A 23,109-nucleotide genomic window follows, 5' to 3' on the forward strand; every position below is an offset into this window, starting at 1 on the left:
AAACTTGGGAGAATCACCTAAAAATAATTTTTTCTGGTCTATATTGATTCAGTTTTCGTTTCAAATAGTCGGTTTTTTCGTTACAATTATTCTAACAAGAATTTTAGATCCAAAGGATTTTGGTATAATAGGTATTCTAACAATTTTTATAACTATATGCCAGAGTATTTTAGATGGAGGTTTAACCGCTAGTTTAATTCGTACAAAAGACATAACAGAAGAGGATTATTCTACTGTTTTCTATATAAATCTAATATCAAGTCTTTCATTATATTTAATAATTTTTATATCTGCTCCATATATTGCAGATTATTTTGATACACCTCAAGTTACGAGATTACTTAGGGTTCATGCTCTAATACTTATAATATCAGCTTTTACAATAACCCAATCTGTTCGGTTAAATAAAGCATTACAGTTTAAAACTCAGTTTAAGTTACTGTTACCTAGTTTGGTAGTTAGTGGTGCGACCTCAATAGCCATGGCATATAATGGTTTTGGGGTGTGGAGTTTAGTTTGGAAGGAAGTAATATTTTCTAGTTTAACAAGCGTTCAATTATGGTTTTATTCTCAATGGGTTCCTATTAGAGTGTTTTCAAAAGAAAAGTTTAAATATCATTTCTATTTCGGGTATAAACTTTTAATTACAGATATTCTATCTAAAGGTTTTCAGCAATCATATAAAGTAGTATTAGGTAAAATATTTTCAGTATATCAGTTAGGTTTATTTACGAGATCCCAAACAATGGCAGAACTTCCTAATAATATTATATTTAGTGCTATAAACAGGGTAATGTTTCCGTTGCTTTCAAAGGTCTCTACTGAGGATGAAAAGCTAAAAGATGCTTATAGTAATATTATAAGAACAGTAGTTTTTATTGTTGTTCCTTTATTATGTGTGCTTGGGCTGGTAGCAGAACCTTTATTTACTGTTTTAATAACTGAAAAATGGTTACCTGCAGTTCCTTATTTTCGTATTTTGTTATTGGTGGGTGCTATATCTCCTTTACAATTGTACTTACTTAACTTATGCAAAGTTAAAGGGAGAAGTGATTTAGTTTTAAAACTGTCAATTGTAGAATATGTTTTTATAAGTTTAGGGTTAGTTTCAATTTATTGGTTTGGGCTGTATGGTTTGTTATATGGTATGGTTTTTAGCTCGGTGGCTAAAGTTGCAGTTACTATGTATGTTGCCGGTAATTTGGTAAACTATACGGTTAAAGAACAACTTAGAGATATTTATCAGCCTTTTTTGTTAGGAGGTATTAGTGTAGGTTTGACTATTTTTATTTTAAATTTAGGAATTAATATTCGTCATAATATATTACTTATAGTATTTGTAGCTGTAATATTTTACATGTTTTTTTTAATAATGTCTTATTTTTTAAAAAATCCTGTTCTTTATAAAGCAATAACTCTTATTAAAAACAAACTCAATGCTAAATAATCTATTTATAACTAAAACCCCTTATCAGTATTTATCAGCAATAAATATTTGTAACGTAGTATATTCCTCGAAAGAATTTTATAATGAAATATATTTTTTTCCTAAAGATAATAATAGTGTTTTTTATGAAAGTAAGGAAAACTCTTTACCTTTCAACGGTATAATTAGGAGTATTGGTACAGAGGAAAAAATTTCATTTTATAAAAGTATAAGAAAAAATAAATACGAGCGCGTGTTTTTTTTTCAAGAAAATGATATTTTAAATAAGTATGTTTCATATCATTTAAAAAAGCAAGGAACAATAATATGTTTAGGTCCCGACGGAACCAAACCATATGCTGTGTTTGATAAAAGTCATGAACTATTATCAATGCTAAAGGATACTAATAAAGACTATATGTATTTGATTAAAAATAATTTATTATTTCCTAGAATATTTTGGTCAAGATACTATAGATATGGTGCGAGTAAGATAATAGATGAAGTATGGTTACAGCACCCTGAACTATTTGATAAAAAAAAGAATAAAACTAAGGGAGAACTAATAAAAATGCCGGAATTAGAAAATTCTACTATAGAAATAGTAAAAAAAACTATGGTGGGAGAAGATATGAACCTTCCGGATTTGAATAAATGTATTATATATTTTAATCAACCAATTTGGTCTAAGAAATTAATAGACAAAGAGATAGAAATACTTAATTTTCTGTCAAATCATCATAACACTCTTCCGCTATATTTAAAACTCCACCCATTAACTCCTGAAGAAAATTTAAAGAGAATTAAAGAAGTTAAAGGAATTAATATCATATATAATAAAATTCCTGCAGAGGTATATATAAATCATGCAAAAGATAGTATCATGCTTACTCCTTGGTCTACGGCATTAATGCATGTTTTAGGTGAGAGAAATAAATATTATTATTTATATCCGGAGTTTCAAAGAGTGAATGATTATAGGCTTAATCAAATAAATTTAATACCTTTTCCACACTTGCAAGTTTTAAATAATATTGAGGATTTGTAGAATGAATCATGTCCAGTTAAAAAATACAGGTTATAACAAGCTAATAAGCCTTTTTATTTTGGTTTTATGGCCATTTATGGCTTTACTTGTTGCTGTAAGAAATTTTAAAAGTTCATTTTCGAAAACACTATTGATAGGAGTAGTTGCTTTTATTGGAATGACAGCTAACAGCGAAGGCGATTTAGAAAGGTATGAAGCTATTTATCATATTAATTCCAACCTTACAATAGGTGAAATGTGGACTAATTTAATAGGTTTACAAGATGGTAAGTTTTATATTAGTGCTTTTGCTTTTCTCTTAAACTTATTTACAGATAATTACCATATATATTTTGCTTTTTTATACACTATTTTTGGGTATTATTTAGTAAACTTTGTTTATCTTTTTTTTGATGAAAAAGTTATAAAAAACACTAAATTATACGGGTTATTGTTTTTTATATCTTTTGCTCTTTTCTTTTCTATTAGAAACTCCTTAAATCTAGCTTTTTATACTGGGGTAATTTACTACATGTATTTTATCAGTAAATCAATAATACTGAAGAAGAATAAATTTTTACTTTTTTTACTGTTAACCCCTTTATTTCACTTCTCTCTTGCTATTTTACTTATACCTACATTTTTATATGTATATCTAAAAAATAAGCCAATAACTTGTGTTATTTTAGTTGTAATAACTTTAGGATTAAATCAGTCGAGTATAACAGGCATTATACAACAATATGCCAACTCTAATAAAGGAACTATTATAGAAGATAAATACAGAAGTTATGCCAGTGAGGATGGTATGGAACGTTTAGAAGAAAGATATAGAAAAGGGGAACTTAACTATAATTGGAAACTGAAACTTTTAAATACCACTAGAGAAATAATAATTGATTTTTTTTCAAAAATAGGTGTGTTCCTTATTTTCTTTTATAGGAAGAAACTAGGGCTAAAGGAAGAAAAATTAAATATGCTTTCATTAGTATTATTATTATGGGCTACTTGTAATTTAACAGTTAATTTTAGTAATGGTGATAGGTTTTTAATTTTGTTTTCTGCAATGGCATATGCACTTTTTATTATGATGTTAGAAGACGTTAAAAAGATAAAGCTTTACTATATTTTTACTCTTATATTAATTCCATTATCATTATTTTTTGGAGTTATGAGTTTATATGCATCAAATAAATTTATATCAGAATATTTTTATTTTTCTAATTTTTTAATTGAACTATTTTAGTTAAACTGAAAATAAATGAAAATCTTAAAAACAATATCTAATATTCCCGGTTGGAGAACAAGTAGAAAGATAGTAGTTATAGAGTCAGATGACTGGGGTAGTATTAGGATGTCTTCTCAAAGTTCATATAATGCACTTGTAAAAGCGGGTCTTAACCTTAGTAAAGGAGCAGGAGGACGCTATAATATGTATGATACCTTAGCTTCAAAAGAAGATTTGTCAATGCTGTTTGAGGTGCTAACCTCAGTGAAAGATAAAAATAATGCTTCTGCAAAAATAACAGCAGTAAGTTTAGTTGCAAATCCTGATTTTGAAAAAATTAAGACAAGTGGGTATAATGAATATTTTTATGAGCCCTTTACTAAAACTTTAGAAAAATATAATAGAATCGATGCATTTGAACTTTGGAAAGAAGGGAAAAATTCAAATATTTTTGTTCCTGAATTCCATGGTAGAGAACATCTTAATATTAGTGCTTGGATAAGAGCATTGAAAAAAGGAGATAAAGATGCATTGTTAGCATTTGAAAATGGAATTTGGGGATATACACGTAAACAAGGAGAAATAGAATTTCAGTCAGCTTTTAATCTTGAATTTAGTACTGATGTAGATTTACAAAAAGAGGTTATAAAAGATGGACTAAATTTATTTAAAGAATTACATGGTTACAAAGCCAGATTTTTTGTTCCACCCAATGGTCCTATTAATAATAGTTTAGAGCCTATAGCTGCAGAAAATGGTATTGAATATATGTCATCTCCTAAAATACAAACTGAAGTTTTAGGTGAAGGTAAGATAAAAAAGCATTTTAGATATATAGGGAAGAAAAATAAATATGGACAAACGTATATTACCCGAAATTCATTTTTTGAACCTTCGGGGACTTCTAAAGATGAAGTAGATAGTTGTCTTGCTGAGATTGAAATGGCTTTTAAGTGGAAAAAACCGGCAATAATAAGTTCGCATAGAATAAATTATATTGGCGGATTAAGTTCTTCAAAGAGGGACAAAAGTTTAGAGGAATTAAAAGAGCTTTTACAAAAAATAGTAAAGAAATGGCCAGATGTAGAGTTTATGACTTCATCTGAACTAGGAGATGTTATAACTAAACGAGATTAATATGAGGAAGTTGAAAACAAAGATAGGTCAAATATTATTTAATTCTCAAGGTTGGCGAACAAAGCGAAAAATAGTAGTTATAGAATCAGATGATTGGGGGAGTATAAGAATACCTAACAAAGAAGTGTTAAATGAACTAAGATCCTCGGGAATACAAGTTGAAAAGTGTTCTTATGTTCAAAATGATTCTTTAGAGGACAATGAAGATATGGAAGCGCTTTATAACATAATTGAAAAAAAAGATAATAAACCTGTTATTACCGCAAACTTCTTAACTGCAAATCCTGATTTTAAAAAAATAAAAGAATCTGGGTTTACTAGCTATTTTAATGAATCTATTGATGAAACTATATTAAATCGTCCAAATTCGGATAAAGTAAAAGATTTATATACTCAAGGTCAAAAAGCCGGTTTTTTTATTCCTCAGTTACACGGGCGCGAACATTTGAATATAAGCAGGTGGATGACAGACTTACAAAATAATAATGAAGAAACCAGACTTGCTTTTGAATTAGGCGTATTTGGCATAAGTAATAATGCTGTAAAGCAAAAAAGATGGAGTTACCAGGCAGCTTTTGATAAGGTTGAAAATGATTTTGGTATTTCCCGAGTAAACATTTTAAAAGATGCTGTAGAAGACTTTGAACGTATGTTTGGTTTTAAATCAATAACCTTTATTGCTCCAAATTATGTATGGGATAGTAAAATAGAAGAAATCACGTCTCAGCTACATATAAAGTATTTACAAGGAGGTAATATGCAAAGACAACCATTGGATACCTCTGGAAGATATGCTGTTAAAAAAAATGTTTTGGGGCAAAAAAATAAATTTGGTCAAAGATATTTATTTCGTAACTCATCATTTGAACCTAGTGCAGATTTAAATAAAGATTGGGTAAATAGCTGTTTAAGCGAGATTAAAAGTGCTTTCTTTTGGAATAAGCCAGCTGTAATATCTATGCACAGAGTTAATTTTATAGGCTCTATAAATCCTGAAAATAGGGAAAGGAATTTAAAATTATTCTCTGAACTTGTAGATGCTATTCAGAAAAATTGGCCAGAAGTAGAGTTTATGTCATCAGATCAATTAGCAAAACTAATAAAATGAAAATTTTAATTACTGGGGATTTTTGCCCTATTCATCGAGCTGCCAATATTTTTGAAGGAAATGATATTTTTGGTGATTTTAATAGTATAATAAGTGAGTGTGACCTTAATATTACTAACTTAGAGTGTCCTTTGACGGAAGCTTCTACGCCTATTAATAAAACAGGCCCCACATTAAAATCATCTTTCAAATATGCAAAATTCCTGAAAGATTCGAAATTTGATTTAGTTACCATGGCTAATAATCATATAATGGATTATGGTGCTAAAGGTATAGAAGAAACAATAACGGCATTAAATAATAATTCTATAGATTATGTTGGAGCTGGGAAAAGTACTGATGAAATAGCTATAATATATAAAACTATAAAAGGTATTAAAATAGCTTTTGTTAATGTATGTGAGAATGAATGGTCAACAGATGAAAGAGGCGGTTATAAAGCTAATGGTTTTTCTGAAATAGAATCATTTTACACTATAAAAAAAGCTAAACAAAATGCTGATTATGTAGTTTTAATTCATCATGGAGGTCACGAAATGTATAATTTACCCAGTCCTAGATTAAAGAGTGTATTACGTTATTTTGTTGATTGTGGTGCCGATGTCGTAATTAACCATCATACACATTGTGTTGGGGGGCACGAAGTATATAATCAAAAGCCTATTTTTTATTCGTTAGGTAATTTTGTTTTCGATAATCCCAATCAAAGAGACTCAATTTGGAATTATGGTATGGCCGTAACCCTAAATTTTAGCAAAGATAACTTTAATTTCACTATTGATTATTTTGAACAATTCAATAAAAATGCTTCATTGCGTGTAGTTAAGGAAAGCGATTTGCCATATAGCATTGATGAAGTTAACAGGATTATTCAAGACGATGAATTACTTAAAACTAGCTTTGAAAGTTTTATAAATGAAAAGCGTAAATTATTTAATTCATTTATTGAACCGGTTAGTTCTAAGTATTATAATGCTCTTAAAAATAGAGGTTTATTACCAAGTTTGTGGAGTAAAAAGAAAAAAGAATATTTAAAAAATTTAATAAGTTGTGAATCTCACAGAGAGATATTACAAGAAATTTTAAAAGAAGAGACTGTTAACACTTAAGTTTTTAAATTCTGCTCTGTATATGGACGATATAATAAAACTATTTAATCACTCGAATCATTTAGGAGCATTTAATACATTTACTTATACTGATAAGTCAGGTTTATTACATTTTAGTCAAAACATACAGGAGATTATTAATAATTACCCAGACATACTTACTATCAATTTAAGTTCTATAATAGGCGTTCTTAGCAAAAACTATATGCTGGGAGATACTACTCTAATTAATGGTATATATCGTTCACCATGGATGGGATATCCCGATAAATCTAAATCTCAGTGGCTTTTTTACGATGTCCCTAATCATAAGGAAAACTTCGAATCTAAAGAAAAAGTTGCTGAAAAATTATTCAATTTGCTCTGTGAAGAAATAATTGAATATGTAGGCGATAAAAAGAAGATAGGGGTTTTGTTAAGTGGAGGTATGGATAGTAGAATTTTGGTGGGGTGTTTAAATCATCTTATAACAAATAATACAATTAAAATAGATGAGGTTATAGGTTTTACATGGGGATTAGAAAGGAGTCGAGATGTTGAATATTCTAAAAGAATTACTACTAGTTTAAATTGGAAGTGGAAGCACTATAATGTTTCTGCTAATGATTTATGGGAAAACTATAAAATAGCAGGCGTTAGAGGTTGTGAATACTCCGGCATCCATCTCCATGCAATTTCTAAAATAGCTAAAGATAGTGATTTAGTTGATGTTTTTCTTGCAGGTAGTTATGGAGATAGTGTTGGAAGAGGAGAATATTCAGGAATGACAGTTTTAAAATTAAAGCCTATCCATTCAGGAATAAATAATTCAGACCGTTTATTATGCAATAGTTTATATAATAAATCAAAGAGTTATATAAATAATGAGATTGAAAAATATCATATGCTATTTCCCAGAGAGAAAAAGTATATGAGGAATGAGTTAGACTATCAATTACATTATATGAGGAGAATGCTAAATCCTTGTATGGAATTAATAAACGAAAGAAGAAAATTACACCAAATATTTACAAACCCTAAAGTTTTCGGCTATATATGGAGTTTAGATCCTAGTATACGTGATAACGATATTTATTATAATATACTTAAAATGTTCCCGCCAGAGATATCTGATGTGCCATGGGCAAGGACTGGAAAACGATATGGCTACGATAATGATACTCCTGATGATTATACAAAGAAACACCATGAATATGATGTTATTATACAAAAAGATCATCTTGATAGAATTCAAGACTTTATAAATGAGAATAAAAACTATTTACCTTTTTTCAATTTAAAAGCAGTAAATTGTATTCTTAATGAAATTAGAAAATATCCATATGGTAATTTCGATTATTTAGAAAAAATCACATGGATTATATCTTTCATACACTTTATAAAAGTACATGAAGAAAGAATTAATCTTGAGGGAGATATCACTTCAGGCTCCGTAAGTGATGTAGTAAAAGCTAAAATTAATTATTACTTGCACACAAGAACCAGAAGTTTAAAAAATCGATTTAGATAAGCTTTACGCTTAAAAGAAGTATATATTGAATTATTGTTTTTATTTATTATTATCTTTTTATTCTTAATAAAACTAAAATAGGGTTGTATATAGTAATATTGTTAATAGTTTTGCATGACTTTATAAAAGCATAAAACAGAGATGGAGAGGGTTATGAAATATGAAATTAAAGAATTGATACTATTTTAATGGAAAAATTAAAAATTGCGATTCATAATAGCAAAAATGGCTTTCATCCAAGGTGGATAAAGTATTGTGAAAATAAAAATATTCCTTTTAAGTTGGTGAATTGCCATGATGACGATATAATTTCTCAACTTGAAGACTGTAGTGCTTTATTATGGCACTTTCACCATAATAGTGTTAAAGATTCACATATTGCCCGACAAATTTTATTTTCATTAGAACAGACAGGGTTTAAAGTTTTTCCTGATTTTAGAACGTCATGGCATTTTGATGATAAAGTGGGACAAAAATATCTTTTAGAGAGATTAGGAGCTCCTTTCGTTCCCTCGCATGTTTTTGTAAACAAGAAAGAAGCATTAAACTGGGTGTCAACAACCAATTATCCTAAGGTTTTTAAACTTAAAGGAGGTGCAGGCTCTCAAAATGTTCTTCTTGTTAATTCCCGAGAACAAGCAAAAAAAATAGTAAAAAAAGCATTTAGCTCCGGTTTTTCTAATTATAATGCATGGGGTAGTTTAAAAGAGCGTACCCGTATGTGGAGATCGGGTAAGGCTTCTATTTTTGATGTAATTAAAGGTATTGCCAGAGTAGTAAAACCTCCGGAGTTTGCTAAAGGGCTTGGTGTAGAGTATGGTTATGTCTATTTTCAGGATTTTATTCCTAATAACGATTCTGATACCCGAATAATTGTAATTGATGGAAAAGCATTTGCCTTAAAGCGTTATGTTAGAGAAAATGATTTTAGGGCTTCAGGTTCAGGATTTTTAGGTTTTGATAAAAAATTATTTAATGAAGACTGTATTGCCTTGGCATTTAAATTAACAAAAGGATTAAATGCACAATGTGTTGCTTATGATTTTATTTTTGATAGTAATAAACAGCCTCTTCTTGTAGAAATTAGTTACGGTTTTAGTCCTGATGCGTATGATGTATGTCCGGGGTATTGGGATGAAAGTTTACGCTGGTTTGAAGGAGAATTTAACCCCCAAGGGTGGATAATAGACTCTTTAATCAAATAAATTAATGGAAACTAAAAAAACAAAAATTTGTTTTGTAGTACCCTCTTTAGACCCAGGTGGTATAGAAACTTACTTATTACGATTTTTAAAACATACTTCTGGAAGCAATTTTGAAGCAGTAGTAATTGTTAGGTCTGCTAAAAAAGGCTCTTTAGAAGAGAATTATAAAGAATTAGGTGTTAGAGTATTTAGAATGCCTTTGGGATATTTTAATCCTATTAAAGCATGGAATTACTACAAATTATTAAAAAAAATAACCCCTGATGTGATTTGTGATTTTAATGCGAATTTTGCCGGATTGTCGCTTCGTATTGCAAGATTTGCTAAAATTGAGAAACGTCTTGTTTTCTACAGGCAAGGTAAGAATCATTTTCAGAAATCATTTTTCAGAAATCTTTATAATGATTGGAGTAAAAATCTAGTATATAATGAGTCAGAGCAAATACTCTCCAACTCCAAAGCTTCCTTAGACTTTTTCTTTCCTAATTGGCAAAATGAAAATAGGTTTAAGGTTATTTATAATGGTATTGATGCTACTCCTTTTATAGAAAATATTGATAATAGTATTTTAAAGAACCAACTTAACATTCCTGTTGATGCATTTGTTATAGGCCATTCAGGAAGGCTTGATCCTGCAAAAAATCATGATACGATACTAAAAGTCGCAAAAAAACTTATTAGTAAACACGATGATATTTATTTTGTGTTGTGTGGGCTTAATACAGAAAAACTTATTTCAGAAGTAAGAGAACTAGGTATTGATGATAGGGTAAGACTTTTAGGTTATAGGAGTGATGTGCCAAATGTAATACAGATTTTTGATGCGTTTTACTTTCCTTCAATTACTGAAGGACAACCAAACTCACTTATAGAAGCTATGCTTGCCGGAGTTCCTTTTGTAGCATCAGGCATTAAACCTATAAAAGAAATAATACCGTTACATCTACATCAGTATCTTGTTGATGCTTTTGATATATCTAATGCAGTATCTGTTTTAGAAACTATAAAAGATGATGGAGTATGTGATATAGATGACACCCAGAAATGGGCGATAAATTTTTTCTCTCCCGAAAAGAGATTTAAAGAATTCTTAGAATGTTTACAAAAAAATAACAATAGTCTGGCTTAATATGAAAGTTTTATTTGTACATGATGGTCCTATTTTATGTAATGAAGCTCAAAATGTTTTTTATGGGGTTCACTATAGAGATGAAATTATAGAACGTTACAGTTTTTTTGGAGATAAAGTATCTTTTTTAATGCGTCATAAAGTCGTTTCAGATGAGGATGGAAAAAAGTACACTAAAATATCACATCCTGCATTTCGTTTTATATCAGTGCCTAATTTTAAGTCCATAAGCACAATGGCTTTAAAAGCTAAGGCAGAAGATATTATAGAAAATTCAGTTAAAAGCCATGACATTATATTGTTGCGTTTACCAAGTGCTAATGGTGTGCTTGCATATAAATATGCTAAACGGTTTAATAAACCTATTTTTGTAGAAGTTGTTGCTTGTGTATATGATGCTCTTTGGAATTATGATTGGAGGGGTAAATTATTAGCAGGTCATAAGATGAAAAAATATAAAAATATTATAATGAATTCATCCCATGTCCTCTATGTTACACAAAACTTCCTACAAGAAAGATATCCCTCTAAGGGTAAATCCATAGGCTGCTCAGATGTACTTATTAAAAAAATGGATGAATCTGTTATAGAACAGAGGTTGCACAATCAAGAAAATAGAAAATCTCTAACATTAGGAACGGTTGCAGCTATAGATGTGCCATATAAAGGTCAGGCTGAAGTAATAAAAGCAATTGCAGAATTAAAAAAACAAAATATATTAGTTAGATATAAAATTGTTGGGCAGGGAAGCCCTAAAAGATTAAATAATATTATAAAAACATGTGGAGTTGAAGATTTAGTGGATATTGTCGGTCCTATAAAACATGATGAGGTATTTAAATTTATAGATGGATTAGATGTTTATGTACAGCCAAGTAAAACCGAAGGTTTGCCAAGAGCGGTAATAGAGGCTCTGAGTAGAGGCTGTCCTTCAATAGGGTCTAGAGCTGGAGGTATTCCGGAATTAATTCAGCCAGAGCTGCTGTTTAATCCAAAATCAACATCTGAAATAGTTGAGGTTATAAAGAAAATATCAAACAAAGATTTGCAGAAAAGGATATCAAAAGAAAATTTTGAAAAAGCAAAAGAATATCAGTTTGAAATAATTAATGAAAGAAGGAAATCTTTTTATAGAGAATTTAAGGACGATTATAATTTAATTTGATGAAAAAGAAAGTACTTTTTACGGCATCTATAGCAAAACACTTGCTTAGATTTCATTTGCCTTACTTGCAGTGGTTTCAAGAACAAGGATATGAAACTCACGTAGCTTGCGAAGGTGATGAAAATGTACCGTATGTTGATAAACAATGGAATGTTCCTTTTATCAGAAGCCCTTTTTCAGTAGGGCATATAAAGGCATATAAAATATTAAAAGGAATAATTGATAGTGAGCAATATGCTATGGTTCACTGCCATACACCTATGGCAAGTATTGTTACCCGATTAGCAGCAAAAGATGCCAGAAAAAAAGGAACAAAGGTTTTATATACTGCACATGGTTTCCATTTTTATAATGGTGCTTCTTTGATAAACTGGCTTACATATTATCCTGTAGAAGTTCTTGCAAGTGCACAAGCTGATGCTGTTGTAACGATTAATAGCGAGGACTATAACAGAATAAAAGAAAAAGGAAGTAAGAAAACAGAATACTTCCTTATTCCGGGAATTGGCGTTGCTAAGAGTAAGTTTTTTCCTGTTAAACATGATGAGAAAATAAAATTAAGAGAAAGCAAAGGATTTAAATCCGAAGATATTATAGCAGTTTATGCTGCTGAATTTATACATAGAAAAAACCATCAGTTTTTAATTGAAGCTATTTTAAAACATAAAGAAGAATTTCCAAATTTGAAACTGCTTTTTTGCGGGAGAGGGGTTTTAAAAGATAAGATGGAAGCATTGGTGCGGGAAAAGAAGTTAGAGTCTGTTGTTTTATTTATGGGATTCAGGAATGATATTGACGAAATATTTAAAATGGCCGATATAGGGATTTCTTCGAGCAAACAAGAAGGGTTAGGACTTAACCTTGTAGAAGAAATGATGTGCGAATTGCCTATCTTAGCCACTGTTGATAGGGGGCACAAGGAAATTATAAGACACGATGTGAACGGATATTTATTTGCACAGCAAAGCGAATCAGAATTTATTAAATATTTAAAAGAACTTTATAATAACGAGCAGCTTAGAAAAGATTTTGGTAAAGAATCTATAGCAATAGCCGAAAATTTTGAGATAATAAACTCTCTTGCTGTTATGAGTTCAATTTATAAAAAGTTTCTATAATGTTGTATTCAGGATTTTTAAAACCCTTGTCTGATTTTATTATAGCGTTTATAGTACTTCTTGTATTGTCGCCGATAATATTGCTGCTTGTAATACTGCTTGCCATTTTTAATAAAGGCAGTGTATTCTTTTTTCAGCAGCGTCCGGGTAAAAACGGAAAAGTATTTAAGGTTATCAAGTTTAAAACTATGAATGATAAAAAGGGTGCCGATGGTAATTTGCTTCCTGATGCGGTACGTCTTACCAAAGTAGGTAAGTTTGTGCGCACAACCTCGTTAGACGAACTTCCGCAGCTTATAAATGTAGTAAAAGGAGATATGAGCCTTGTAGGACCAAGACCGTTATTAGTTAAATATCTTCCGCTTTATAATAAAAGACAAGCCCGAAGGCATGAAGTTAGACCGGGTATTACAGGCTGGGCTCAGGTAAACGGAAGAAATGCTATATCATGGGAACAGAAATTTGAGCTGGATGTATATTATGTAGATCATCTTTCTTTGGCATTAGATATTAAAATTATATATTTAACCGTCCTTAAGGTTATTAAAAGAAGCGATATAAATACCGAAGGTGTTGCAACCACTATACCGTTTACAGGTACAAAAAAAGAAAACTCTCAACAAAACTTAAATTAATTATATAATGGAAAATAAATTTATTGAAGCCCTGCAGGAAGCGTTAGAAATGGAAGATCAGGAAGTAAATTTTTCTGATGCGTTTAGAGATTATGATACATGGGATTCTCTAAGCAGGCTTTCCCTTATCGCTGTTTTAGATAGTGAATTTGATGTGCAAATTGAAGATGAAGAATTTGCAAAACTTATTACAGTACAAGATTTGTATGATGCTGTAATGGCTAAACAATAAAAAAACATTTTATGGCTTTACTTGAGTTTGAAAATATAGGTATAAAAGGTATTAGCGCTGCTGTTCCTAAAACAGTTATTGATAATTATAAATATACCGAACATTTCCCTGCCGAAGATGTTAAAGATATTGTAGATAAAGTCGGGATATATGAAAGGAGGTTTGCAGATGAAAATACCTGTGCTTCTGATTTATGCTATCATGCTGCTGAAAAGCTTATTGCTGACATGCAAATTGATAAAAGTGAAATAGATTTACTTGTGTTTGTTTCGCAAACAGGCGATTATCGTATGCCGGCAACATCTATAATACTACAAGACAGGTTAGGACTCAATAAAAGTACTATTGCTTTTGATGTAAATTTAGGATGTTCAGGCTTTGTATATGGTCTTTCAATAGTATACAATTTTGTTCAGCAAAACGGTATTCGTAAAGCTTTATTATTGGATGGAGAAACAAGATCTCGTGTATATAGTTCTAAGGACAGAAAAACAGCTTTCTTGTTTGGAGACGGAGGTGTCGCAGCTATAATTGAAAAGGGAGATGAATTTGGTAAGAGTTACTTTTCTTTAAATTCAGACGGAGGGCGTTCTTCGCTTATAAAAGTCGATGCAGGAGGATACAGAAATCCGAGTACTCCGGAAACCCTAAAAGAAAAAGTAGTTGATGAGTACGGTAATATTCGTTCGGATGAGCATGGTTATATGAATGGTGCAGATGTGTTTAACTTTGTGCTTGCAGAAGTGCCAAAAGATATAAAGAGAACATTTAAGTTTGCCGAAAAGGATATGTCTGAACCAAACTACTTTGTTTTTCATCAGGCAAATAGTTATATGAATCAATATTTACAGAAGAAATTAAAACTGGAGGCAGATAAAGTGCCTGCTTCAGTAAATAAATTTGGGAATACTTCTTCAGTATCAATACCATTAACAATAGTTTCAGAACTTAAAGATAAACTGGCGGGTGAAAAAGAATTGTTTTTATGTGGTTTTGGTGTTGGTATGTCATGGGCATCAGCATTAATTAAAACAAACAATTGCCACGTTAGTGATATAGTAGAAATATGAGTCGCAACAACGAAGAGCTTAGCCCCTTTAGCCTTGAAGGTAAATTAATAGCTATTACAGGAGCTTCATCAGGAATCGGCAAACAAATAGCAATTACTTGTAGCAATCTTGGCGCAAGCTTAGTATTGTTTGGCAGAAACAGGGAGCGTCTTAATCAAACTGTAGGAGAATTACAGAACCCTGATAAACATATTGTTTTTGAAACAGATATCAATGACTTTGAAAAAGTAAAAAATGATGTAAAGGAAGCAGTGTCAATTAAAGGGAAGTTTAGTGGTTTAGTAAATTGTGCAGGTGTTTCGCCAACAATGCCTTTAAGAGCTACATCCGAAACAAAAATGCAGGAAGTTTTTAAAACTAATGTAGTTGCAGCAATGAATCTGACTAAACTTATATGTAAACCTGCTAATTTAAATAAAGAAGGCGGAAGCATAGTGTTTATAGCTTCTGTTATGGGATCTGTAGGAGAAATTGGGAAATCTCTGTACGGTATGAGTAAAGGAGCACTTATTGCAGGAACAAAATCGTTAGCTGTAGAATATGGAGCAAAAAACATACGTTTTAATTCTATATCGCCGGGCGTTGTAGTAACTCCGATGTCTATGTCTTCGGAATATAGTAAGGACGAAAAAAAATTACAATTTGTAACTGATTTACACCCATTAGGTTTAGGTAAGCCGGAAGATATAGCAAATGGGACGGCTTTTTTACTTTCTGATGCCTCACGTTGGGTAACAGGAACAGATCTTATTATTGATGGGGGGTATACTGCTAAATAGTTAAATCGCAACAATTATAACCAATTATGGATAAGTTTATTATTATAGGCGCAGGGGGGCATGCTGCTGAAATAGATGAATATTTAGCGCATGCAAATATACTGGCAGGTGACGAAAAATATGCAGTATGCGGTTTTCTTGATGATAATGCAGAAAGCTATGATGCATATAGTTTTTCCGCACCATTTTTAGGAAGTATAAAAGAGCATAAAATAGATGACTCTTGCTTTTATATAATGGGTATAGCTAATTTAAAATACAGAAAGTTAATTACTGAAGATTTTAAATATAAAGGAGCTGCTTTTAAAACTTTTATCCATCCTTTAGCGTATATATCACCGTCAGCTAAAATCGGAGAGGGTGTTGTAATAGCCCCTTATGTAAACGTAGGTCCTAATGTAGTTATTGGAGATTATACTCTTATAAACTCCAGAGCAAGTATGGGACATGATACTGTTATTGGTAAATATAATTTTATTAGCCCTAATGTTTGCTTTTCAGGATTTACCACAATAGGAGATGAAAATCTATTTGGTATTAACTCCGCTTCAATTCCTCAAATAAAAATAGGCGATAGAAACAAAATAGCGGCAGGGATGGTTGTTGAGAGAAATATAGATAATGATACCACCTACTTCCATAGGTTTAAAGAAAAGGTTTTAGCTATACCTAAACCTTAATTTTACATTGAAAATACTTAAAAATTGAATAATTAAAGTATTGAGTAAAACTGAATCTGCTACATTTGTATTAAAATAACGCGTTAATCAAGACATGGAAAACACTAAAATATGGCTTTCTTCGCCACACATGGGAGGAAATGAACAATCATATATAAACGAAGCTTTTGAAAGTAACTGGATTGCACCCTTAGGCCCTAATGTTAACGGATTTGAGCAAGATATACAAAAATATTTATCAGGAAACAATGAGGTATATGTAGCTGCGTTAAGTTCCGGTACTGCAGCATTACACTTAAGTTTAGTAATGCTAGGGGTTGAGCATGGCGATGAAGTAATATGCCAAAGTATGACTTTCTCTGCAAGTGCAAATCCCATTATGTATCAGGGAGCTACTCCCATTTTTGTAGATAGTGAGCCTGAAACCTGGAATATATGTCCTAACGCGTTGGAAACAGCTATAAAAGACCGTATTAGTAAAGGAAAGAAACCAAAGGCAATTATAGCGGTTCACTTATATGGTATGCCTTTTAAAGCAGATGAGATATTGGCTATTTCAAAAAAATACGATATACCTGTTGTAGAAGATAGTGCAGAAGCATTAGGGAGTACTTATAAAGGGAGAAAATGTGGTACTCTGGGCAATTTCGGTATACTATCATTCAATGGAAATAAAATAATAACTACTTCAGGTGGTGGTGCTTTAGTATGCCATAATGAAGAAGATAAAAATAAAACTGTTTTCTTATCTACACAGGCAAGAGACAATGCACCTCATTATCAACATAGCCATGTAGGGTACAATTACCGAATGAGTAATATTTGTGCAGGTATAGGTAGAGGGCAGATGGAAGTTTTAGACTCTCATGTTGCTAAAAGAAGAGAAATGAATTCTTTTTATAAAAATCTTTTTCAGTATAATGAAGCAGTTACAGTTTTAACTGAACCATCAAAAGATTATTTTTCTAACCACTGGTTAACAGCAATTACGATAGAGCCAAAACTATTTAAGGGTGTTACTCGTGAAGATATCAGAAAATCACTTGATGCCGAAAATATTGAGTCAAGACCTTTATGGAAACCGATGCATATGCAACCTGTTTTTGAAAAGTACCCTTATTATGGTGGTATTATTTCAGAAGAGCTATTTAAAAATGGATTATGCCTGCCTTCTGGTTCAAATTTAACAGATGAAGAAAAAAGTAGAATAGACAAAGTCATAAAGTCTTATTTATAATGCTTTTATGTTAAAAAAATATAATTTTGTGTGATTAAATATAAGAGTCCTTAAAAAATGCAGTAGTGGATAAAAAATCTAAAAAAAATATTTCAGGAGCTATAGATTATGCTTTAGGTAATACTAAGCTATGGCACACATTTCACAATTTAGGCTATTTACCTAGGTGGATTATTTTTTTAATAGATGTATTTGTTATATCTGTTACTGCTTTATTAAGCTATTTTTTAATATACAGAACAGGTGAAATTTATATTGAAAAAGATCTTTTTATAATAAGTGTACCTGTCTACCTTCTTGTAAGTGTAGTAACTTTTAGAGTATTTAGGACATATTCAGGTATAATCAGGCACTCGTCGTATATTGATGCGGTAAAAATATTCTTTTCACAATTTACGGCAGCTTTTATTTTTTTAGCATTAAATAGCCTCTATAAGTCTATCACTGGCGATTTATTGTTTCTTAATATAGGAATATTAATTAATGCTGTCTTTTCATTCTCATGTCTTTTTTTATACAGGGTTTTAGTTAAGCAATTTTTTGAAAACTATCTCAACCAATCTAAACAGTCAAACCTTACACGAGCAATAATATATGGAACTGATGCTAATGCTATAGCTGTAGCTAATGCATTAAAATCGGAAGTTCCCGGTAGGTTTAAGCTTGTTGGATTTATAGATAAATATGGGCAAAATAAGTCTAAAATGATATTAGGACTGCCTATACTTCAGCATAAAAAGAAAGCTTCTACTCTTATGCGTGTATTTAATGCACAAGCTTTAATTTTAGCTGATAAAAACCTTTCAAAGGAAGAACAGTTAACTATTGTAGATGAGTGTTTAGATTTTAATTATAAAGTTTATACTGTACCATTAGTTTCAGATTGGGAAGACCAAAAGGAAATATCCAGGAAAATTAAGAATTTCCAAATTCAGGACTTACTGGAAAGAAAACCTATAGTTTTGGATAACAGGTCTATTTCAAATCAGCTTAAAGGTAAAAGCGTACTAATAACCGGTGCAGCAGGCTCAATAGGTAGTGAAATTGTAAGACAGGTAATCCAATTCGGACCTCGCAGAATAATAATGCTGGATCAGGCAGAAACACCTTTACATCATCTTAGTTTAGAAATAAGTAAACTGGAAAATAAATCAGAATTAGTAACTATTATTGGTGATGTAAGAAAAAAAGCAGAGCTAAGTGAAATATTCAGTAGTTACGCACCTGATGTAGTGTATCATGCAGCAGCTTATAAGCATGTACCTTTAATGGAAGGCAACCCTTCTCAGGCAATTTTTGCTAATATTTTAGGCTCTAAAAATGTAGCAGACCTTGCATGTGAATATAATGTGGATAGTTTTGTGATGGTGTCTACTGATAAGGCAGTAAATCCGAGTAATGTAATGGGGGCAAGTAAAAGAATTGCCGAAAAGTACGTTCAGTCACTTCATAAAAGTGTTGTAGATTCAAAAAGCGGAAAAACAAAATTCATTACCACACGCTTTGGGAATGTTTTAGGTTCAAATGGGTCAGTTGTACCATTATTTACAAAACAAATTGAAAGTGGAGGTCCTATCACTCTTACTCACCCTGATATTATTAGATATTTTATGACTATACCTGAAGCTTGTCAACTCGTTTTAGAGGCAGGAGCTATGGGTAAGGGAGGAGAAATTTATATATTTGATATGGGCAAGCCTGTTAAAATAATAGACTTAGCCAGAAAAATGATTCGCTTAGCAGGCTTTATTCCGGAAAAAGATATAGATATAAAAATAGTAGGATTAAGGCCAGGCGAAAAGCTTTATGAGGAGCTGCTTAATGATGGCTCTAAAACATTACCTACTCACCATGAAAAAATAATGATTGCACAAGATGTTGCTGATGATTATGAAGATTTAAGAGAAAAGGTTGTTGATTTAATAGCTACGTCTAAAACATATAGTAGTCAAGAAATAGTTTCTAAAATGAAAGTAATTGTACCGGAGTTTAAAAGTATGAATTCAAACTTTGAGATACTTGATAAGGAAGCAGTTAAAAAGTGAGTTTTTACGTTATTTTAACAAACTATAGTTATAAAAAATTATCTTTGCCAAAAAATTAAAAAGATTTAATCCAATTATTTTTTATGTATAAAAGAACGTTTGCTTTATGTACTTTAATAGTAGTTATGCTTTTAACCTCATGCGCATCTAATAAAGATGTGGTTTATTTGCATAATAATTCAACAAATGAGGAGTTTGATGCTAAAAAGTATGCAAATGTGTTACAGCCTGATGATAAGTTAATAATAACTGTTACCGCAGATGAGCCATCCCTTGCTGCTCCTTTCAACTTAATGTATCTTAGTATGCAAAGTAATGAGATTAGATCAGTAGTAAATGATGATGCCCTCTTTAGTTACCTTATAGACCAAAATGGAGAAATTGATTTAGCTGGTATTGGTAAAGTTAAACTCTCTGGTCTTACAAGAGTAGAAGCAGAAAAGAAAATTAAAGAACTACTGGAACAGCAGATAAAGAACCCGGGCGTAAACCTTAGGGTGATAAACTTTAAAGTTTCTGTACTGGGAGAAGTATCCAGACCGGGACCAGTAAATGTGTCAGGAGATAGAATTACTTTACTTGAGGCTTTAAGTATGTCTGGAGACCTTACAATTTATGGTAAAAGAAAAGATATTTTAGTGATAAGAGAAGTACAGGGAGCTATTACTGTGAATTCTATCGATATTACAAGCGCTGATTTTATTAACAGTTCTTTTTATTATTTAAAACATAATGATGTAGTGTATGTAAAGCCAAACAAAACAAAAGTTAATTCCTCAGTAATTGGTCCTAATTTAACAGTAGGAATATCAGCACTTTCATTAATAGTTACTATAATTGCTTTAAGCATACGATAAATCTAAGATGCAGCAAAAACAAACTTTTTTCAAACAAGATTCAGAATTCGATCTCAAAAGATATTTTTTTCTATACCTTTCTAAATGGCCTTGGTTTGTATTGGGTGTGTTAGTAAGTATGGCTTTTGCATTTATATACTTAAGATATAGTGTTTCTGAATATAATGCCTCTGCAATTATTTTAGTTAAAGACGATAAAAAAGGAGGAATGGTTTCTGAACTCGCTGCGTTAAGTGAGGTTGATATGTTAAGCAATATCAAAAACACAGTAGACAATGAGATGGAGATAATTAAATCTCGCTCTCTTGTAGAATCGACAGTCAGAGATTTAAATTTAAACATAAAATATAAACGTAAGGCGAGAGTAAGAACTGTAGATTTATATGACACTTCACCTGTTAAAGTTGTTTTAGGAGAGGGGTCAGAAATAAAATCCAGAAAAGAGTATAAACTTCATTATTCTAGCGGTAACAAATTTATTCTGTTTGATAGTGATGATAAAAAACTTGGTGAATATAATTTTGGAGAAAGGCTGGTTAAAGATGGAATTGACTTTACTATAATAGATAAAAGTACTTTAGGTTCTGAAGTTTTTGATGTAATTATAGTAATGGAGCCTGTTTCCAGTACGGCTCAAAGATTTAAAGGAAGACTTGTAGTTAAGCAGCTTAGTGACAGAACTAGTGTTGTACAATTAACTATAGTAAACACTGTAAAAAAACGTGCTGAGGATTTTTTAAATCAACTTATAGAAAATTATAATAATGATGCTAAGAAAGATAAAGGGCAAATATTTGAAAATACAGCTGACTTTATTGATAAAAGATTAAAAATTATTAGTGATGATTTAGGAACTGTAGAAGAAAAAGGAGAGATATACAAAAAAGAAAATCAGGTTACAGATATAGTTTCTGAGGGTAATATTTTCTTGGAAAATGCAAGAGATTTTAATAGGGAGTATGTTCAAACAGATACTCAATTAAGAATTGTTGCTTCTTTAAAAGATTATGTCGAAAACTCTTCGTATGAAGACTTAATACCTTCAAATGTATTAACCTCTACTACAGATGATGCAAATACAGCTCCATCTCTTATAGAGCAATATAATACTTTAATTTTAGAGCGTAATCGTTTATTGAGTTCTGCTACTACTGAAAATAAAAGGGTAGAAAAATTATCTAATCAATTAGTTTCATTAAAAGATAATATTCTTTCAAGTTTAGATAGATTGAGTAATTCTTTAAGAATAAAAAAAGCTGATTTATCTAAGCAGAAAAAGGAAATTGATGCAAAAATAGCAGAAATACCAACTCAGGAAAAAGAGTATAAGTCTATAGCACGTCAGCAAAAATTAATAGAATCTCTATATATTTACTTGCTTCAAAAACGTGAAGAAACTGCGATAGCGTTAGCCTCTATAGCACCTAATGCAAAAATAATAGACCCTGCATTAGCATTAAACACCCCGGTATCTCCTAAAAGAAATATTGTATACCTAGCTGCTTTGTTTATAGGCTTGTTTATTCCTTTTGCAGTTGTTTACGTAATTGATGTTTTAGATACTAAAATACACTCATTAAGTGATATGGAATTACCTATTCCATATCTTGGAGATGTTCCAAGAACAGAGTCTAATAGTGAGTTAGTTAGTTTAAACAGCAGGTCAAGCACAGCAGAGTCTTTAAGGATTGTAAGAACAAACTTAGAATTTATGCTTACTGAGGTAACTGAAGGGATTGCTAAAACAATTTTTGTTACTTCCAGTATACCAAAGGAAGGTAAAACATTTATTTCTGTAAATCTGGCAGCTACTATAGCGCTATCTGGTAAGAAAGTTTTATTACTGGGTATGGATATTAGAAATCCTAAGCTGGATGAATATTTAGACTTACCTTCTAAAGGCTTAAGTAATTATCTGTCTGTTAAAGACACTTCGATAGATGATTATATTATAAAATATGATGGCTTTGATAGTTTTGATATTATTCCTCCCGGAATAATACCTCCAAACCCCGCAGAACTTTTGATGAGTTCTAAAGTAACTGAACTTTTTAAAGAATTAAAAGAAAGATACGAGTACATAATAGTTGATACAGCCCCTGTAAGTTTGGTTACAGATACACTTATTATAGCTAAGCATGCTCACTCTGTAGTTTATGTAGCCAGATCAGGATATCTGGAAAAGCAAATGCTTTCTTTACCGCAATCTTTATACGAAGAGAATAAACTTCCTAATATGGGTATGCTGCTTAATGATACTCATCAGAAAAAAGGTTATGGATATGGCTACGGTTATGGATATGGCTACGGTTACGGTTACGGAAGCTATGGTTACGGCTATGGTTCTGAAACTAAAAAAAGATCTTTTTTAGACAAAATTTTAGGACGTAATAAATAATCATAAAAAAGAAC

At 31.1% G+C, this 23,109-nt stretch carries 20 protein-coding genes; all 20 read left to right on the plus strand.

Going from position 1 to position 23,109, the window contains the following annotated elements; genetic code table 11:
- The first annotated feature begins 4 nt into the window (after positions 1-4).
- The 20 genes from IEW45_RS05090 to IEW45_RS05185 all read left to right on the plus strand — a co-directional run bounded on the left by IEW45_RS05090 (position 5) and on the right by IEW45_RS05185 (position 23,095).
- Positions 5-1,447: a lipopolysaccharide biosynthesis protein gene (locus IEW45_RS05090; RefSeq protein ID WP_188620148.1), complete on the plus strand. Its 1,443-nt coding sequence runs from the start codon at positions 5-7 to the stop codon at positions 1,445-1,447.
- Positions 1,437-2,474 carry a polysialyltransferase family glycosyltransferase gene (locus IEW45_RS05095; protein ID WP_188620149.1) on the plus strand — a complete coding sequence of 346 codons (1,038 nt, stop codon included), beginning with the start codon at positions 1,437-1,439 and terminating at the stop codon, positions 2,472-2,474. The genes IEW45_RS05090 and IEW45_RS05095 overlap by 11 nt, the downstream gene beginning before the upstream one ends.
- Before the next feature lies 1 nt (position 2,475).
- A complete protein-coding gene (locus tag IEW45_RS05100; protein ID WP_229665894.1) occupies positions 2,476-3,699 on the plus strand; it encodes an EpsG family protein in 1,224 nt (407 codons plus the stop codon).
- Between the two features lie 15 nt (positions 3,700-3,714).
- On the plus strand, positions 3,715-4,818 hold the full coding sequence (locus IEW45_RS05105) for a polysaccharide (de)acetylase (protein WP_188620151.1): 1,104 nt from the start codon (positions 3,715-3,717) through the stop codon (positions 4,816-4,818).
- Between the two features lies 1 nt (position 4,819).
- Positions 4,820-5,926, plus strand: a complete 1,107-nt coding sequence (locus tag IEW45_RS05110; RefSeq protein WP_188620152.1) for a hypothetical protein — start codon at positions 4,820-4,822, stop codon at positions 5,924-5,926.
- Positions 5,923-7,035 (plus strand): CapA family protein, encoded by a 1,113-nt coding sequence (locus IEW45_RS05115; RefSeq protein WP_188620153.1) that lies wholly within the window; start codon positions 5,923-5,925, stop codon positions 7,033-7,035. Before IEW45_RS05110 ends, IEW45_RS05115 begins: the two co-directional genes overlap by 4 nt.
- Before the next feature lie 22 nt (positions 7,036-7,057).
- Complete coding sequence (locus tag IEW45_RS05120) at positions 7,058-8,545, plus strand: asparagine synthase-related protein (RefSeq protein WP_188620154.1); 1,488 nt, start codon at positions 7,058-7,060, stop codon at positions 8,543-8,545.
- A 188-nt stretch (positions 8,546-8,733) separates the two neighbouring features.
- Positions 8,734-9,750 carry an ATP-grasp domain-containing protein gene (locus IEW45_RS05125; RefSeq protein ID WP_188620155.1) on the plus strand — a complete coding sequence of 339 codons (1,017 nt, stop codon included), beginning with the start codon at positions 8,734-8,736 and terminating at the stop codon, positions 9,748-9,750.
- Between the two features lie 4 nt (positions 9,751-9,754).
- On the plus strand, positions 9,755-10,879 hold the full coding sequence (locus tag IEW45_RS05130; RefSeq protein WP_188620156.1) for a glycosyltransferase: 1,125 nt from the start codon (positions 9,755-9,757) through the stop codon (positions 10,877-10,879).
- Position 10,880: 1 nt separating this feature from the next.
- Positions 10,881-12,044, plus strand: a complete 1,164-nt coding sequence (locus IEW45_RS05135; protein ID WP_188620157.1) for a glycosyltransferase family 4 protein — start codon at positions 10,881-10,883, stop codon at positions 12,042-12,044.
- Positions 12,044-13,162 (plus strand): glycosyltransferase family 4 protein, encoded by a 1,119-nt coding sequence (locus tag IEW45_RS05140; protein ID WP_188620158.1) that lies wholly within the window; start codon positions 12,044-12,046, stop codon positions 13,160-13,162. Before IEW45_RS05135 ends, IEW45_RS05140 begins: the two co-directional genes overlap by 1 nt.
- A 2-nt stretch (positions 13,163-13,164) precedes the next feature.
- Positions 13,165-13,797, plus strand: coding sequence for a sugar transferase (locus IEW45_RS05145; protein WP_188620282.1), 633 nt, complete (start codon positions 13,165-13,167; stop codon positions 13,795-13,797).
- 7 nt (positions 13,798-13,804) lie between these two features.
- Positions 13,805-14,029 (plus strand): acyl carrier protein, encoded by a 225-nt coding sequence (locus tag IEW45_RS05150; RefSeq protein WP_188620159.1) that lies wholly within the window; start codon positions 13,805-13,807, stop codon positions 14,027-14,029.
- Positions 14,030-14,040: 11 nt separating this feature from the next.
- Complete coding sequence (locus IEW45_RS05155; RefSeq protein WP_188620160.1) at positions 14,041-15,099, plus strand: 3-oxoacyl-ACP synthase III family protein; 1,059 nt, start codon at positions 14,041-14,043, stop codon at positions 15,097-15,099.
- The gene (locus IEW45_RS05160) at positions 15,096-15,878 is read left to right on the plus strand and encodes an SDR family NAD(P)-dependent oxidoreductase (RefSeq protein WP_188620161.1); all 783 of its coding nucleotides are present in this window, start codon (positions 15,096-15,098) and stop codon (positions 15,876-15,878) included. Before IEW45_RS05155 ends, IEW45_RS05160 begins: the two co-directional genes overlap by 4 nt.
- A gap of 26 nt (positions 15,879-15,904) precedes the next feature.
- A complete protein-coding gene (locus tag IEW45_RS05165) occupies positions 15,905-16,558 on the plus strand; it encodes an acetyltransferase (protein ID WP_188620162.1) in 654 nt (217 codons plus the stop codon).
- Positions 16,559-16,652: 94 nt separating this feature from the next.
- The gene (locus tag IEW45_RS05170; protein ID WP_188620163.1) at positions 16,653-17,795 is read left to right on the plus strand and encodes a DegT/DnrJ/EryC1/StrS family aminotransferase; all 1,143 of its coding nucleotides are present in this window, start codon (positions 16,653-16,655) and stop codon (positions 17,793-17,795) included.
- Positions 17,796-17,860: 65 nt separating this feature from the next.
- Positions 17,861-19,840 (plus strand): polysaccharide biosynthesis protein, encoded by a 1,980-nt coding sequence (locus IEW45_RS05175; protein ID WP_229665895.1) that lies wholly within the window; start codon positions 17,861-17,863, stop codon positions 19,838-19,840.
- An 83-nt stretch (positions 19,841-19,923) separates the two neighbouring features.
- A complete protein-coding gene (locus IEW45_RS05180) occupies positions 19,924-20,697 on the plus strand; it encodes a polysaccharide biosynthesis/export family protein (RefSeq protein WP_188620164.1) in 774 nt (257 codons plus the stop codon).
- A gap of 7 nt (positions 20,698-20,704) precedes the next feature.
- Entirely contained in the window at positions 20,705-23,095 is a 2,391-nt protein-coding gene (locus IEW45_RS05185; RefSeq protein WP_188620165.1) for a GumC family protein, read from the plus strand.
- Positions 23,096-23,109: the final 14 nt, after the last annotated feature.

Source organism: Flavobacterium suaedae (genome assembly GCF_014642915.1).
Classification (GTDB): domain Bacteria; phylum Bacteroidota; class Bacteroidia; order Flavobacteriales; family Flavobacteriaceae; genus Flavobacterium; species Flavobacterium suaedae.